At 70.3% G+C, this 15,694-nt stretch carries 13 protein-coding genes and 1 pseudogene; 3 read left to right on the top strand and 11 right to left on the bottom strand.

What is annotated here, in order from left to right; genetic code table 11:
* Window positions 1-20 precede the first annotated feature (20 nt).
* Both PXH83_RS29820 and PXH83_RS29815 read right to left on the bottom strand, forming a co-directional pair.
* On the bottom strand, window positions 21-1,028 hold the full coding sequence (locus PXH83_RS29820; RefSeq protein ID WP_274564545.1) for a LacI family DNA-binding transcriptional regulator: 1,008 nt from the start codon (window positions 1,026-1,028) through the stop codon (window positions 21-23).
* A gap of 90 nt (window positions 1,029-1,118) precedes the next feature.
* Window positions 1,119-2,672 carry a carboxylesterase/lipase family protein gene (locus PXH83_RS29815; protein ID WP_274564543.1) on the bottom strand — a complete coding sequence of 518 codons (1,554 nt, stop codon included), beginning with the start codon at window positions 2,670-2,672 and terminating at the stop codon, window positions 1,119-1,121.
* A 336-nt stretch (window positions 2,673-3,008) separates the two neighbouring features.
* On the opposite strand from PXH83_RS29815, the gene PXH83_RS29810 reads away from it, so the two are divergent.
* The 3 genes from PXH83_RS29810 (at window position 3,009) to PXH83_RS29800 (ending at window position 5,909) form a co-directional block, all read left to right on the top strand.
* A complete protein-coding gene (locus PXH83_RS29810; protein WP_274564541.1) occupies window positions 3,009-4,256 on the top strand; it encodes an MFS transporter in 1,248 nt (415 codons plus the stop codon).
* An 86-nt stretch (window positions 4,257-4,342) separates the two neighbouring features.
* Window positions 4,343-5,248 (top strand): 5'/3'-nucleotidase SurE, encoded by a 906-nt coding sequence (gene surE, locus PXH83_RS29805; protein WP_274564540.1) that lies wholly within the window; start codon window positions 4,343-4,345, stop codon window positions 5,246-5,248.
* A gap of 151 nt (window positions 5,249-5,399) precedes the next feature.
* A complete protein-coding gene (locus PXH83_RS29800) occupies window positions 5,400-5,909 on the top strand; it encodes a mycothiol transferase (protein WP_274564539.1) in 510 nt (169 codons plus the stop codon).
* A gap of 38 nt (window positions 5,910-5,947) precedes the next feature.
* Here the strand turns inward: PXH83_RS29800 and PXH83_RS29795 are convergent.
* The 9 genes and pseudogenes from PXH83_RS29795 to PXH83_RS29755 all read right to left on the bottom strand — a co-directional run bounded on the left by PXH83_RS29795 (window position 5,948) and on the right by PXH83_RS29755 (window position 15,667).
* Window positions 5,948-7,517: pseudogene (locus PXH83_RS29795) on the bottom strand (hypothetical protein).
* A gap of 147 nt (window positions 7,518-7,664) precedes the next feature.
* Window positions 7,665-8,987 (bottom strand): protein kinase domain-containing protein, encoded by a 1,323-nt coding sequence (locus tag PXH83_RS29790; RefSeq protein WP_274564538.1) that lies wholly within the window; start codon window positions 8,985-8,987, stop codon window positions 7,665-7,667.
* Window positions 8,988-9,079: 92 nt separating this feature from the next.
* Window positions 9,080-9,274 (bottom strand): hypothetical protein, encoded by a 195-nt coding sequence (locus tag PXH83_RS29785; protein WP_274564536.1) that lies wholly within the window; start codon window positions 9,272-9,274, stop codon window positions 9,080-9,082.
* A 119-nt stretch (window positions 9,275-9,393) separates the two neighbouring features.
* Window positions 9,394-10,257: a phosphatidylinositol-specific phospholipase C/glycerophosphodiester phosphodiesterase family protein gene (locus tag PXH83_RS29780; protein ID WP_274564535.1), complete on the bottom strand. Its 864-nt coding sequence runs from the start codon at window positions 10,255-10,257 to the stop codon at window positions 9,394-9,396.
* A 136-nt stretch (window positions 10,258-10,393) separates the two neighbouring features.
* Window positions 10,394-11,053, bottom strand: a complete 660-nt coding sequence (locus PXH83_RS29775) for an ABC transporter ATP-binding protein (RefSeq protein ID WP_274564534.1) — start codon at window positions 11,051-11,053, stop codon at window positions 10,394-10,396.
* Window positions 11,046-12,005 (bottom strand): ABC transporter ATP-binding protein, encoded by a 960-nt coding sequence (locus PXH83_RS29770; RefSeq protein ID WP_274565210.1) that lies wholly within the window; start codon window positions 12,003-12,005, stop codon window positions 11,046-11,048. Before PXH83_RS29770 ends, PXH83_RS29775 begins: the two co-directional genes overlap by 8 nt.
* Before the next feature lie 206 nt (window positions 12,006-12,211).
* Complete coding sequence (locus tag PXH83_RS29765; protein WP_274564533.1) at window positions 12,212-13,081, bottom strand: ABC transporter permease; 870 nt, start codon at window positions 13,079-13,081, stop codon at window positions 12,212-12,214.
* The gene (locus PXH83_RS29760; protein WP_274564531.1) at window positions 13,074-14,039 is read right to left on the bottom strand and encodes an ABC transporter permease; all 966 of its coding nucleotides are present in this window, start codon (window positions 14,037-14,039) and stop codon (window positions 13,074-13,076) included. The genes PXH83_RS29765 and PXH83_RS29760 overlap by 8 nt, the downstream gene beginning before the upstream one ends.
* Before the next feature lie 32 nt (window positions 14,040-14,071).
* The gene (locus PXH83_RS29755; RefSeq protein WP_274564530.1) at window positions 14,072-15,667 is read right to left on the bottom strand and encodes an ABC transporter substrate-binding protein; all 1,596 of its coding nucleotides are present in this window, start codon (window positions 15,665-15,667) and stop codon (window positions 14,072-14,074) included.
* Window positions 15,668-15,694: the final 27 nt, after the last annotated feature.

Here is a 15,694-nt window from a genome sequence, read left to right as displayed (position 1 = left end):
GACCAGGCCCGCTCATGCGCTCAGGAGGATTTCCGGTGGACGAGGACGGCTTCCACGCCGTCGAGGGCGGGCGCCGTACCCCGCTCGATCAGCTCGTGCACGGTGTCGGCGATGAGCGCGGGCGACGGCAGCTCCAGCCGTACGGTGGTGAGCGCGGGCTGCTCCAGGGCGGAAGGCACGAGGTCGTCCGATCCGACGACGGCCACATCGTCCGGTACGGCAATGCCTTCGTTCTGCAGCGCGCGCATCAACAGAGCGGCGTACTCGTCGTTGTAGGCGAATACGGCGTCCAGGTCCAGGTTCCGCCAGCGCCGGGCCAGCTCCGTGGCGGACTCCCGGGTGTATGCCAGGTCCACCGCGGTGACCGTTGCCATATGGCGCGCGGCGACACCCTCCGCGCCCGCCAGCCGTGGCCCGGCGAACGCGTCGAGGCCTCGCTCCTGCGGCATGACCACCCCGATCCTGCGTCGCCCGCGGGCGACGAGGTGCTCGACGGCCACCGCACCGATGCTGCTGTGGTCGAAGGCGACCGTGTGGGCGCCTGCGACAGGCCGGGCGGCGAAGGCGAGGAGGCCGCGCACACCGGCCCGGCGCAGCAGGTCGGCCGCTTGCGCGGTGAAGCGGTCGCCGTCCATGGCCAGCACGGCCGCCGGCCGCAGTTCTGCCCAGGCCCGGGCGGCGGTGACCGCGTCGGGGAACCGGCCGGCATGGAGCACCGCGGTATAGCCCTGGCGGTCGAGTTCGCTGTGCAGGTCGTCCACCCAGTTGCTGACCAGTCGGCCGATCGCCGAGACCGAGGTGGGCATCAGCACCAGATTGCTGCGTCCCGCGCGCAGGGAACGGGCGGCCGCGTGCGGTACGTACCCGAGCTGTCTGGCCGCGTCCAGCACACGGGCGCGGGTGGCATCGCTGACCCGGTGCGCCTGCGTGTCGTTGAGGACGAAGGACACCGTGGCGCGGGACACCCCCGCCAGGCGGGCCACATCCGCGCTGGTGACGGTCGCCGCGGCGGTCGTGTCTCTGGCCATGATGTCCTTGATCGATTCCGACGGTCGACTGACCGGCTTCCCTCTCAAGGTTACACGCGTAACAGCGCAGGCGTAATCGCACCAGGTGTCCTACCGCATCGCCCGCCGATGCAGTCGGCGCGAATCTCCGGCCGGATCGCCGACAGCGGCAGTGACGGAGTCGAACCGCATGGTCGTGCGGGACGGCCTTTCGTAACGGCCCCAGGCGGGCAGGTCCGGGTGATTGGGATCTCCGGTGCGTACGAACGCGATCCACGCCCGGTGCATGGCGTGCGCCAGGCCGTCGCGGACCGCCGGATCGATCCCGGCCAGGAAGGGCGCGTGTGACCACTTGTCGAAGTTGTCGAAGACGAAGGGCAGTTCCAGGCAGTGCGCGGCGGCGAGCCGCCCCTGGTGCGCGGGGGTCGGGAAGTCGAACTGGTACGCCCACACCGGGCGCCCCAGCTCCGCCCTCGCCTCGGCCAGCTCCACGCAGGGAACACGGAAGAGCTCGTCGGAGATCAGGTCCATGAGTACGTCCACCGGCCGGGCGCCGGGCCGGGCTCGCGCGTACGAGGCGTACACGTCGGCCGCATTCTCCGGGAAGGTCTCCGCGATTCTTTCGATCACCTGAGCCTTGGTCGCCTTGTCGTATCCCTCGTCGAGGGCGAACCCGAAATTGGCCTCCTCCCGGGTCCAGCCGATCATCACGTCGAGGTCGGTGGCCGCGCCGTGGAGCAGCGTTTCGGCGGGGTGGCGACTCAGCGTCACATCGTCGCGCACGGGCAGGAATGGCGTCGGCCAATAGCCCCACCGCATGGTCTCCCCGAACAGCCCTCCGGCCGCCTCGACGAGCCGGGGCCACGGCAGGCCGCGCAGTTCGTCGACGTCCTTCACTCCTGCGATCCGCAGATACGCGGCGGTGCGCGGCAGATATTCAGCAGGAGTGGGGATATGCAGGCCGAAGGGCGGGCTCTGCAGAATGACGCGCCGGAAGAGGCCCTGGGCCTCGGGATGCGCCGTCAGCGCCGCAATGGACACCGCGCCGCCCGACTGGCCTGCGACGGTGACACAGTCGGGGTCTCCGCCGAAGTGCGCGATGTTGTCGTGCACCCACCGCAGCGCGGCAACCTGATCAGTGAGCCAGAAGTTCCCCGGCTGCACCTCGCCGCCCTCTTCCTCACCGCCGCCTTCTGTACCGAAGTAGAGGTAACCGAGCGGCCCGATGCGGTAGTTGATGCTGACGACCACGAGATCTCCGTTGCGCGCGAAGGTCTCGCCGGAGTAGTTGGGCAGCGAGCCGGAACCCGAGACGAATCCGCCACCGTGGATCCAGACCAGCACCGGCCGGGGCGCGTCGTCGGCCGACGGGGTCCACACGTTGAGTGTCAGACAGTCGTCGTCGAACGGCGGCGAGCCGTGGCCTCCGAGTACGGGGTCGCCGCCTTCCATGTACATCTGTGGCGCACTGGGACCGTCGGCGGTCGCATCCCGCATTCCGCTCCAGCCGGTGTGCAGCTGCGCCGGGCGCCATCTGAGGGCGCCGACGGGGGGCTCGGCATAGGGCACCCCTCTGAAGACGGTGACGCCGCGTTCGGTGATGCCTTGCAGCAGGCCGGCAGGCAGTTCCACAACGGGTGAAGCCTGGTTCTGGGCATTACCCATGAGTTTCCCTCTCGGTCAGCCGGGCTCGTGCCCTGTCGCAGATGGTCAGCCACCGACGGTATGTCGCGTCATTTGCGACCGTCAATAGCACGTAATGCGCGACCGGCTACCGACCCCTTACCGCCGGCCTCCGTCGTCACGATCCGCCTGCTGGTTCGTATTGAAGTCTGGCGCGTGGCCGCCATGAGTGCTACACAGGGCTTCACCGCGGTGGTAACACGTGTAACCGACCGCTCTCGCCCCATCCCCCTGCCCGCCGATTCCGATCGGCGCAGCCGCCGCGACCCCACGTCCCGCGGCCCCTCACCTCTCCGCTCCGTCCCCCGAGGAGTCGACATGTCCTCCCTCAAACTGATCCGGCCGCGCGGCCCGCACGCCGCGACTAAGGACCCCAAGCAGCGGGGGCTCATGCTGCTGCTCCTGGTGGCCAACGCCTCCATGCTGGCCGTCTATATGGGTGTCGGCGCAGTGCTGCTGCCCACCCAGATCGCGGCGATCGACCCCGCGAACAAAGTCGCCGTTCTGGGCGTGGTCGGCGGTGTGAGCGCGGTCTTCGCGACCGCCTTCAACCCGATCGCCGGCGCCTTGTCGGACCGGACCGGCCGACGGAACCCGTGGATCATTGGCGGCGCCCTGGCCTCGCTGGCGGGGCTGGCGTTCCTGGGCAATGTGCACACCGCGCTGCTCGTGGGCATCGGCTGGTGCCTGGTGCAGGCCACGATGAACGTCTACCAGGCCGCCGTGACCGCGGTGGTGCCGGACCGGATCCCGGCCGCCCGTCGCGGTACCGCTTCCGCTCTCGTCGGCCTTGCGCTTCCGATCGGCGGCACCGTCGGTGTGCTGATCGCATCGCAGACCGCGGATCAACTGACCATGGGCTACCTGGTGTTCGGCGCGATCGTGGCAGGGGCGGCCGCCTTGCTGACGACCTTCTGTCGCGACGTTCCACGCCCGGCTCCCGCTCCGGCCGTCCCCCGGCGCGAGCAGTTCGCCGCGTTCCTTTCCGCCCTGTCCCATCACGACTTCCGGTGGGCGTTCATCGGCCGGGCCCTGATGGTCCTCGGCTACTTCTCCGTCGTCGGCTATCAGCTGTACATCCTGGACGACCACATCGCACTGCCCGCCGGGATGAACGCGGCCGCGGCGATGGCGATCCTCACCCCGGTGTCGATGGCCGCGATGGCCGTATCGACGGTGGTCGGCGGAATGCTGTCCGACCGTCTGGACCGACGGAAGGTGTTCGTCGGCGTCTCGGCCGCGCTCGCCGGACTGGTCATGGCCGTCCCCGTCATCAGCCCCACCTGGACCGGGATGCTCGTATTCAGCGCGCTCAACGGCCTGGCTTTCGGCTGCTTCATGGCGGTGGACACCGCACTGGTCACCCTGGTGCTCCCCCGGGCCGAGGACGCCGCCCGCGACATGGGCGTACTCAACATCGCCAACGCGGGCCCGCAGATCATCGCCCCGTTCGTCGCCTCCGCGATCGTCACCGCCCTGGGCGGGTACACCGCGCTGTTCCTCGTCGGCGGCGCGCTCTCCCTGGTCGGAGCCCTGGCCATCCTCCCGATCCGCAGCGTGCGCTGACCTGTCCTGCTCTCCCCCTCCCCCGGCGCGCGTCAAGGCTCGTACGCCCGCCGGTTCCCCCTCCCACCTTCTCGAAGGAGCACATTGTGAGACGTCATCGCGTTCTGCCGCTGGCTGCCCTGCTGCTGTGTACGCCCGCCCTTGCCGGGACTGCGCCCGCAGTTGCCACGCCGCAGTCCGTACCGGCCGGTCCGCTGCGAATCCTGCTCACCAATGACGACGGCTACAACGCGCCCGGCATCCGTACGGCGTTCCAGCGGCTGACCGCCGCCGGGCACGACGTCACCATCGTCGCCCCGCTGACCAACCAGAGCGGCACGGGGACGAAGATGCTCAGTGGCCCCACTGTGACGGTCAAGCACCCCGAACCGAAGGTGTGGGCCGTGGACGGCACGCCGGGCGACTCGGTGGCCTTCGGCCTCTCCGAGGTGTTCGAAGACCACGCTCCGGATCTGGTGGTCTCCGGTACCAATTTCGGTCCGAACATCGCCGGTCTGGCGACCCACTCCGGGACGGTCGGCGGTGCCGTCGCCGCCCTTGAGTACGGCGTGCCTGCCATCGCGCTGAGTACCGGCGGCTTCGCCGCGCCCGACCCCGTCTCCACCATCAACGCCATGCGCCCCACCGTCGATTTCACGGTCAAGCTCATCGACCAGCTGCGGTCCCGGGCGAAGTCCGGACGGCTGCTGCCCAAGGGTGTCGGCCTGAACGTCAATCACCCGGTCGTCGGTGCGGACGGCACCGGAACCGCCGAAGGCGTTTCCACGACCTTCCAGGACCCCCAGACGGTACTTGAGCCGGACTTCACCGACTCCGGTGACGGCACCTGGAAGGTGGATGTCCGGTTCACCCCGCGGCCGGCTGCCAAGGGTGGTGACGTGGAGGCCGTGAGTGCCGACAGGATCTCCATCAGCCCCATGTCCGCCAACTGGAACACCGGCCCGGTCGACTTCGCCGGAACCGCCGCGCTGCTCACCGGGCTGCGACCGTAGGACGGCCCGTAGCGGCGGTCATGAGCTGCTGCGGAAAGGCACAACAGCGTGTCGGCTGCGATATCCGCAGCGCGGGCCGGGGCGCCTTGCATGGTGGGGTCGACGGCGACTGCCGGGCGGCGGTGTTCACGGACTGAGCTGGGGATCGTGCATGAAGGCTACGGAGCTACTGGCCGACGGATTCGGACGCATCGGGGAGGTGGTTCACGATGCCGTTGAAGGGCTCTCTGCCGAGGAGCTCAATGCGCGCATCGATGCGAAGGCGAATTCGATCGCGTGGCTCGTGTGGCATCTGGCCCGGATCCAGGACGCCCAAGTGGCCGAGGTTGCGGAGCTGGAGCAGGTGTGGGACGCACAGGGCTGGGAAGCACGGTTCGATCTGCCCCTCCCCGCAGGGTCGACCGGGTACGGCCACACCGCCCGGCAGGTCGGAGCCGTCCAGGTCGACTCGGGTGGGTTGCTGCTGGAGTACTCGGACGCCGTGCTTGAGCAGACCATGACGTTCGTCCGCGGACTCGCCGCCGCTGACCTGGACCGTGTCGTCGACGAGGGCTGGGATCCACCGGTCACCCTGGGGGTCCGGCTGGTCAGTGTGCTGAGCGACGACCTGCAGCACGCCGGCCAGGCGGCCTTCGTCCGGGGCGTGCTGCAGCGCCGCTAGGCGAAGCAAGAGGGCGGCCTCCCCGTGACCGCCTGCCATCAGGCCCGGTCGCGCACCGCCACTATGCCGTTGAAGACGCCGACATAGGCGGTGCCGTCCGGGCCGATGGTGACCGGGGCCCAGTTGTTGTCGTACGCCGGTCCTGTGCCGGTGAGTTGCTTCCAGCGGAACCTGCCCGTACGGAAGTCGACGGCGGTCAGGTACCAGGCGTCGATGCCGAGCCAGTTCGGTCTCTTGGCGTAGAAGTAGAGCAGGCCGTTGGCGGTGGAGAGCTTGGGGACGGTGGACGGCGACCGTACGTCGCTCTCCCACACGGTGTCGCAGCCGCTTCCGTCGTCGCGTACGTCGATGCGTGTCGCGCCGCCCGTTACGCTGCGGCCGAAGAGCAGGGAGCTCGGGTTCTCGTAGCCGTAGTTGTTCTCCACTACGAGGCTGTTGCCCCAGCTGATGAGGGAGTTGTCGGTGGTGGACTTTCCGGCGGCGAAGACCGGCATCTTGCAGACGAGCCGTTCGTCCGCCGGTACGTCTGCTCCGCGCCGGTAGACGAGGACGTTCATCCGGTCGTCGGCGTTGTCGGTGATCGCCACATAGCCGTCACCGAAGAGGTCGGGCGTGGTGCCCGAACCCCGATTGACCGAGCCGGGTTTGGTGCCCGTGCCCCGGTCGTACGTCTGGCGCCACTGCACGCGCGGCGTGCCGTCGGTGTCCGCGCGGAAGCTGTAGAGGGCGTGGTCGGAGACGATCGAGACGCCGTCCTCGGCGACCGAGAAGGAGTTCTGGATCTCCTCTCCAGACAGGCGGATCGAACGGATCCGGGAAGTCTCCGGGTCGACCGTGCCTACGCGGCCGAGCCTGGTCACCCACCAGATACGCCCCTGCCAGTCCGGCATCACGGACGTCACGGGGTCGCACGTACCGCTCGGGAAGAGGTTCGCCCAGGTCACGCAGTCGTGCGGCACGTGTGCCGTGAGGTCCCAGTCGTCCTCGACGACGAAGTCCCACTTACCGTCGGCAGCCTGCCGGTGCGCGATGCGCCGAATGTGCTGGCGGGAGTCGGCGAGCACCACCCGGTCCTGGTGGTCGAGGTAGAAGTACGCCGCCGGAGGTGTCCTTGAAGATCTTCCCCAAGTCGAGGCGTGTGATGGCGTCCACGGTCGACGAGCGCTGCGGGAGCTTGTACTCGGCGAGGGTGGCGAGCGTACGCGGGTCGAGCAGCTTGAGCCTGAAGCCCTTAATGGTTCCGCAGACGGTGATCAGGCGGCCCGCCGCGTCGAACGTCGCGGTCGCGCACTCGCCGCCCACCGCCGCCATCTTCTTGTTGGTGACCTGCGGGTCGCGCCCGAGGGGGCCGGAGTAGGGGTGGGTGCCGCTGCCCGCCGCGTCCGCGTGCATGCCGCTGCGGCCGTTGGGGGCCAGGAAGGGGTGCTGGGGCGGGGCGTCGCCGAGGACCGGTTGTGCGGTCGCCGGTTCACCCTCGTACGAGCTGACCAGCCGGTGGCCCGGCGCCTTGGGGATTCCCTCCACCCGCGCGACGGTCGTCGGCATGGCAGTGGGCACGACGAGGGTGAGGGCGAGGGCCAGCGCGCGGGCGTACGCTCTGCGGGACATCGGGCTCCTTGGGCGGGGCGGGGTCGCGCCGCCGCCCGACGCTAGAGCCGAGTCCCTGAAGTGTCCATGGTGATGCCACGTGCTTCATGAGCGCTTGATCGTCGTGCAACGCAGGGCCGTCCGACACGGATCCGTGGCCGACGGTCATCAGGTCTGGCCCGCCATCCCCAGCAGCCACGCGAACCAGATGGCCGCGGCCATCAGATTCAGGAACACACCCCAACCGGCCATGCCGTGCCTGCAACCGGACCCGCAGCCCGGGTGCGACAGGGCGCGGGCCGAGCAGATCAGACCCACCAGAGCGGCGACGGCGGAGGTCAGAGCGAGGGCCACGACGGGAGGTCTGGACACCCCCTCCTCCACCAGGTGGTAGAGGAGGGAGAACAGCGGGATGCCGGCCAGCCCGGCCCAGAAGCCGAAGCGGGAAGCCTTCCGGCTGTACGGAACGTACGGCCCGTCCGACGGCTCGGGTATCAGGTGCGGTGAGCCCGCCGCCCGGGCCCGTTGGGCCACCGGAGGGGGTGGCAGGGGCGACGGCCGTACGGGCCGGGGCGGTTCCGCCACTCGGGCGGCGACCCTGCGGCGTACGTCCGCCGTCGCCGCGTGTGTCCGCGCGCCGCCGCGTTCGAGAATCCGGCCGATGGCCGAGCTCATCAGGTGGGCATCGTCGAACCGGTCGCGCGGGTCCTTCGCGAGCGCGCGCATGATGACGTCCTGTACGGCGCGCGGGACGCGTACGCCCACCTCGGCCAGGGTGGGCGGTGCCTGCTGAAGCTGCCTGGCCAGCAGAGTCTGTACGGGGGCGTCACCGAAGGGGGTGCGCCCGCTGAGGAGTTCGAAGAGGACGATGCCGACGGCGTACACGTCCGTACGCCCGTCCGTCGCCTCGCCGACCACCTGCTCCGGCGCCATGTACGGCGGCGAACCGACGAAGCGCCCTTCGGCGGTCAGATTCGGTGAGCCCTCGGCCGCCCACGCGATCCCGAAGTCCAGGACCTTGCACCAACCGCTCGACGTGATCATCACGTTGGCCGGTTTCACGTCCCTGTGCACTATCCCCTGCGCGTGGCTGGCCCCCAGCCCCTCCAGGATGTCGACGGCGCAGCGCAGTGCGTCCTCGGTGGGCAGCGGGCCCCGGGCGAGCCGGTCGAGCAGCGACTCGCCGTCGACGTACTCCATGACGAGGTACAGCAACGACTCCTGGGTGCCCGGCACGTGGTGTTCGCCGATGTCGTGCACGGACACCACATGGGGATGGTTGAGCCCGGCGACGAGCCTGGCCTCCCGCCGGAACCGCTGCCGGAACGCCGGGTCCCGGGCCAGCTCGGGCCGCATGACCTTGACCGCGACCGTCCTGCCCAGGGCGTCGTCGTGCGCGCGGTAGACCGTGGCCATGCCACCGGAACCCAGCGTGGCCTGCAAACGGTATCTGCCGGCGCCCAGTTCGGCGCCTTCGCCCAGGTCGTACAACGGCGTCCCCTCCCCGCGTATCCCCCGTGATCATTGCTCGCCGATCGTAGGAGAAGGCCCGCCGCGTGTCTGCCCCCCATCACTTCACTGGGTCAGGGCTTGAGGCCTGCGACGACATCGGCGGTGGCGGCGACGCCGTTCTGGATGGTCGGGCCCATGCTCGTACCCGCCAGGAAGAAGCCGAGCAGGGCACAGACCAGCGCGTGTGACAACTTCAGTCCCCCACTGCGCAGGAAGATAACCGCGAGGATGAGCAGGAGCAGCACCAGTGAGATCGAAATGGCCATGGTCAACCTCCTCCGCCGCGCCTGAATTGCGGCATTCGGCCGCCAGTGTGGCGTAACGGAGGGGCCATCCGGGCGGAAACCCTGTCCGCCGTACGGGTGTTGACTGCCTGTAGTTCCCGCTACGCGTCGTAGGTGCGGAGAAAGCGCTCAAGGCCGGCGAGGTCGTCGGTGTTGATGTGGTCCACGCCCGCGGCGAGCAGCTCGGTCCAGACGGCGTCGCGCGAAGGCCCCGCCAGGTCGGGAGTGGCCCAGAAGCGGACGCGTTGGCCGTGCTTGTGGGCGGCGGAGACGATGGCGTGCAGTTTTGCCCGCTCGGCTGCCGGGAAGGGGCCGGTGCCGAGCCAGCTGAAGCTCTGCGTCCAGTTGCTGCTGATGAGCGGGACGAAGGAGGCGGGGGCCGCCGTGCCGAGGTCGTCGAGACGCCCGTCGTAGAACGCGTACCGGACGCGCTGCGCCTCCATCGGGGCGCGGGCGGAGCGGTCGCCGGAGATGACGGGGGTTACCGCGCTGGGGCGTACGTGGCCGTGGACGTACGTACTGAGCATGCGGCGGTAGCGGCGCAGTTGGCGATGCAGTTCGAGGTAGGTTGCGGCGCCCTCGTTCTTGATGTCGATGAGCAGCTGTACGGGGCGGCGGTAACCAGCATATACGGAGCCGTGGTTTGCCCTGATCCTGGCTATAAGGGGGGCCAGATAGAGCGATTCGAGCGTGCGGGTGGGATCGAGGTCGACCGGATCGTGGGCGACGAGGAGCTGCCCGTCGACCAGGTAGATGTCGGCCTCCACGCTGGTGAAGCCGTGCGAGAGAGCGTCGAGCAGGGGCCGTTCGTGCTCGTAGTCGTTGTGGGCGTGGGCGCGGCGCAAAGGCTTCGAGCCGGGCTTCTTCTCGGCTGCCTGCGCGGACGCGGGTACGGCGACGGCTCCCGCAAGGGAGGCTGCGAAGGTGGTGACGACTCTGCGGCGGGTGGGCGCGGGGACGGCCATGGTGCGGTGCCTCCGGAGCGTACGGGGGGCGGTGCAGGGCTCCGGCGAGTATCCGCTCCGTACGGGCTCAATGGGCAGGCCCCTGACAAGAGTTCGGCCATCCGTTGCCCCGGGTTCAAGCTACGCTGCGACACGCTCAGGCTGCGGCGACGTCCTCCCACCGGAGAGTGCGGTCGCACCAGCGCTCCAGGAGCACGCGGTCGTGGCCGACGGCCAGCAGGCCGGCGCCGCGTTCGCGCCGGTACGCCTCGACCACCGCGACCAGCGCGGCCGTCGTCGACGCGTCCAGCATCGCGGTCATCTCGTCGCAGACGAGCCAGCGCGGGCGCAGCACCAGCGCGCGGGCCAGGCAGGCGCGTTGCAGCTGGCCGTCGCTGACTTCGTGCGGGCGACGGCCCAGCAGTTCGTCGCCGAGGCCGACGGCGACGGCCAACTCCTCCACCCTCTCTGCCGCTTCGTTACGCCGCCCTGTCGCGCGCAGTGGTTCCGCGATCAGGTCGCGCAGCCGCAGCCGGGGGTCGGCGGACATCCGTGGCTGCTGGAAGACGACGCCAATGGCGGTGCGCTGTTCGCGCGGGGCCCGGTGGCGCCAGCCTGTAACGGCGCGGCCGTCCAGGGTGACGGTGCCCGCGTCGGGCCGGTGCAGCAGGGCGGCGACCCTGGCGAGCGTCGACTTGCCGCAGCCGCTCGGCCCGAGCAGGCCGACGGCCTCGCCCGGCTCGACGGTCAGCCGTGCGTCCCGCACGACCGGCGCCCCGCGCTCGTAACCGGCGGTGATCGCATCGAGCTCAAGCACGGGCAGGCTCCTCGGCCGGCGGGTGGTGGCAGGCGATGCCGTCCGCGAATTCCGGCTGTGCGGCGCATGCCTCGGAGGCGTACGTACAGCGGGCGGCGAACGCGCATCCGGCGGGCAGGTCACCGAGCTCGGGCGGCATACCCGGGATCGGCGTGAAGGAACGCTCGGGCAGGGCGTCCAGCAACCCTCGGGCGTAGGGATGCCGCGGCCCGGGAGCACCGAAAAAGCTTGCTGCGTCGGCAAGTTCGACGATCCGCCCGGCGTACATGACGGCGACGCGTTCGGCGATGCGCTCCGCTGCCGCGAGATCGTGGGTGATCATCAGGAGCGCGTGGCCGTCGTCGACGTGGCGGCGGAGCTCGTCGACGGTCCGGTCGACGAGCTCCCGGTCGAGGCCGGTGGTCGGCTCGTCGGCGAGCAGCAGCGGTGCGTCGCCGACGAGCGCGAGGGCGGTCGCGGCGCGCTGCGCGAGCCCGCCGGACAGCTCGTGCGGGTAGCGGTCGAGGTGGTCGACGGGAAACGCGGCCCGCCCGGCCGCCGCACGCGCAGCCTTGCGCAGGTCTCGCCTGCGCGTCCCGGTGAGCTCGCGGAGCGTCTCTTCCAGCTGCGCCCCGACGGTCCGTACGGGCGTGAGGTGCGCGGCGGGACTCTGCGGCACGAGCCCGATACGACGCCCCCGTACGGTGCGCACGAGGGTGCGCTCGTCAGCGGTGAGGAGGTCCAGGTCTGCGTCGCCGAGGACGGCGGATCCTGCGGTCTGCGCGTTGCCGGGGAGAAGCCCGAGCAGCGCGGAGGCAAGCACGGACTTGCCGCACCCGCTCTCACCGACGAGGGCGAGACACTCCCCGGCCGCGAGATCGAAGCTCGCCCCGGTGACGGCGGCAATGTGCGCGCCGCCCCGCATCCGAAAACGCACGGAAAGCCCGCGCACGGCCAGGGCGGGTCCCCCCATGGCTGCGCCACGACGATCACCGCCGACGGCCGACGCGGAATCCCCTCTGGCGGGCGGCGTCGCCGTGCCGCGCTGCGGCCACGCCGCGGCCTCGCCGGGGCAGGCCGTGGCTGTGGTTCGTGGGTCGGCGGCGGTGGCGTCGTCTCGCTGGGCGCTCTCCGCCGGGGACGGGGCCTGGTCCCGGGGGGACGCGTTGTGTCGGGTACTCACAGCATCAGCTCCGATCGGCGGCGGGGGTTGAGTCGTTCCCGCCAGGCTCCGGCCAGGCCTGCTATTGCCAGGGTCGGGATGATCAGGAGTAGGCCGGGGAAGAGCGTCGGCCACCAGTCGCCCGCCAGCAGCGAACCGCGTGCCGACTGGACCAGGTTGCCGAGGCTCGCCTGGTGCGTCGGCAGGCCGAGGCCCAGGAAGGACAGCGCCGACTCGTGCCACATCGCGTGCGGAATCATCAGCACCGCCGCAAGTCCCGCCTGCGGCAGTACGCCCGGCAGCAGGTGGCGGACGGTCACCCGCCACCGCGACGCGCCCCCGGACACCGCCGCGTCGATGTACGGACGCGAGCGCAGCGACAGGACTTCCGAGCGGACGATGCGGGCCGTCGACAGCCAGTGGGTGAGGGCCACCGACACGATCACCGGCCACACCCCCGGTCGGAACATCGCGACGATGAAGATGCCGAGCAGCAGGTGCGGGACGGACGAGAAGGTGTCGACCAGCCGCATCACCACCCGGTCCGTCCAGCCGCCGAACACCGCTGCCGCCGCGCCGACGGCCGTTCCGATGAAGGTGGCGGCCAGCGCCGCGACCAGGCCGACGAGGAGTGAGACGCGCAGTCCGTAGACGCAGCGCAGCAGCAGGTCGCGGCCGACGTCGTCCGTACCGAACGGGTGGGCCGGAGACGGCGGCTGGAGCTTCATCGACAAGTCGATGGCCTGCTGGTCGAGGTCGGCCAGTGGCGGTACGACAAGGACCGCGAGGACCACCGCCGCCATGATCAGCGCAGACGTACGGACGCGGATCGTGCGGGTCGAGCGGCGGGTGCGGCCGTGGGAGCGCCATGCGGTGAGCTCAGCCATCGAAGCCCACCCGCGGGTCCGCCAGTCCGTACAGCACGTCGGAGAGGAGGTTTCCGGCGAGCACCGCCACCGTGGCCAGCACGGTCAGCGCTGCCAGCAGGGGGAAGTCGACGGCGGTGGCCGCCTGCACCGTCGCGGCTGCTATGCCCGGCCAGCTGAAGACCGTCTCGACGAGCAGCGCGCCCGTGATGAGTTCGGGCACACGCGAGCCGACGAGTGTGAGCATCGGCAGCATTCCGGAGCGCAGGGCGTGGCCGAGCAGGACCGTGCGTTCGCTGAGGCCGCGTGCACGCGCCCCGCGCACCGGGTCCTCTTCCAGCGCGTCGGCAACGCCCTGGCGGACGTACAGGAAGAACCAGGGCAGTTGGGAGACCCCGAGGACGGCCGCGGGCAGCACCAGGTGCGAGGCGACCTGGCCGAAGGTGATGACGTCGCTGGCGGTGTCGGTGAGTCCGCCGGCCGGCAGTACGCCCAGCTTCAGGGCGAACAGCCACATGGCCAGCAGGCCCAGCCAGAACGCGGGCGCCGCTTCCAGGGTGTACGCCGCCGAGCTCGCCGCCCGGTCCAGCCGGCCGCCCTGCCTGCGCGCTGCCGGCACGCCCAGCGCCGTACCGAGCAGGATCGCGACGACGAACGCGGTGACGGCCAGGAGGACGGACCAGCCGAGGCGTTCGGCGATGACGTCGGCGACCGGCCGGCGCATCACAACCGAGTCGCCGAGGTCTCCGGTGACCGCCGAGGTCAGCCAGTGCCACCAGCGTCCGACGAGCGGCTGGTCCACGCCGAGGTTGGCGCGGAGCTGGTCGAGGTTCTCCTGCGAGGCGGTGAGGCCCGCGGTGCCCGCGTATGCCTTGACGGGGTCGAAGGGCGAGGCGGCGGCGACGGCGAAGACGCCGAAGGTCACCACCAGCAGGACGGGGGCGGCGAACAGGATCCGCCGCCCCGTCATCCTCGCCATCGGCCCCCAGGGGAGCTTCCGGCTCGGGTGTGTCACTTCTTCGGCGTCCAGTCCTCGACGTTCCACCACGGGCCGGAGGCCAGGCCGTGGTCGTGCGGCTCGGTCTGCGTCGTCAGCCCGGACCACTTGTCGTCGACGACGTACAGGTGGTCGATGTGGGTGAGGAAGGTATAGCCCGGGTTCTTCACGAGCTCGCGCTGGACGGTGTCGTACGCGGCCTTGCGGTCGGCCTTCTCACCGCTTCTGCGGCCGTCGTCGAGCGCCTTGTCGACGGCCGGGTTGTCGTACCGGGCCATGTTGTTGAAGGCGTCGCCCGCGAGGGACGACTGGAGCAGTGCGTACTGGTCGAAGTCCGGGTCGCCGGGCGCTCCGCCGCCCGCGAGGACCGCGTCGTGCTTCATGCGCGGCATGATGACCTCCCAGGTGCCGGCCTGGGTCTTGATGTCGATGCCGGCCTTCTTCGCGTCGGACGCGTAGGCGAGGGCGTGGTCCTGGCGGAGCTTGTCGCCGGACAGGTACCAGAGCGGGAACTCGGCGCGTACGCCGTCCTTGACGCGGATGCCGTCGGCGCCCGCCTTCCAGCCCGCCTCGTCGAGGATCTTCTTCGCCCTGGCGAGGTCGTGCGTGCGCTCGGTGCCCTTGGCGAACCAGGGGCTGTCGGTCGGGACGGGACCGTACGCCGGCTTGCCCGCCCCTTCGAGGATCCGGTCGACCATGGCCTGACGGTCGACGGCGACGTCGAGGGCCCGCCGTACGTCCGTGTCGCCCGCGACCTTGTTGTGCGTCGGCAGCGTCACGGTGCGGTAGTCGAAGGACCTGGCGGCGTACGTGGTCCTGCCGCCGTCGTCCTTGAAGGTCTTGGCCAGGTTGGGCGGCAGGATGGCCCCGTCGAGGTCGCCGGCGCGCAGCCGCGTGGCGCGCACGTCGTCGTCCTTGATGATCGCCATGGTGAACTTCTTCACCTTCGGCTCGCCGCCCCAGTAGCGGGGGTTGGCCTTGAAGCTGAGCTTCTCGCCCTTGGACCAGCCGGTGAGGATGTACGGTCCGGTGCCGACCGGCTCGGTGGTGAACGCGCCGCTGTTGACGTCCTGGCGGCCCGCGACGTGCTCGGGGGCGATCGGCAGAACGGTGCGCTCGGCGAACGGCGCGTACGGGTACTTGAGTGTGAAGACGACCTTGTGGTCGCCCTCGGCCCGGACGTCCTTGACCGCGTCGAGCTCGGTCTTCGAGGCGTTGTTGGTCTTCTTGTCGAGGATGGTCTTGTAGGTGAAGACCACGTCCTTGGACGTGAAGGGCTTGCCGTCGCTGAACTTCACGCCCTCGCGCAGGGTGTACGTGTATGTCCGGCCGTCGTCGCCGACTTCGGGCAGTTCGGCGGCGAGCGCGGGCTTGAGCGTCATCTCCTCGTCGAAGGTGAGCAGCCCGTCGAAGATCTTGGAGTTGCCGTCCTTGCCGTAGCCGAGGAGAGGGCTGAGCGTCTCGGGTTCGTACGCGATGCCGACGACCGCCGAATCCCCGGCCCCGTGTCCGCCGGCGCTCTCGCCCGGCTTCGAGCAGGCCGCCGCGGTGATGGCCAGCGTTCCGGCCAGCGTCGCGGCGGCCGCCCCACGTATCGATCGGGACAGCATGGCTCCCCACACCCCTAATAAAGATCA

The organism is Streptomyces spiramyceticus, assembly GCF_028807635.1.
Taxonomy (GTDB): Bacteria; Actinomycetota; Actinomycetes; order Streptomycetales; family Streptomycetaceae; genus Streptomyces; species Streptomyces spiramyceticus.
This window is presented reverse-complemented; position numbering and strand designations above follow the sequence as displayed.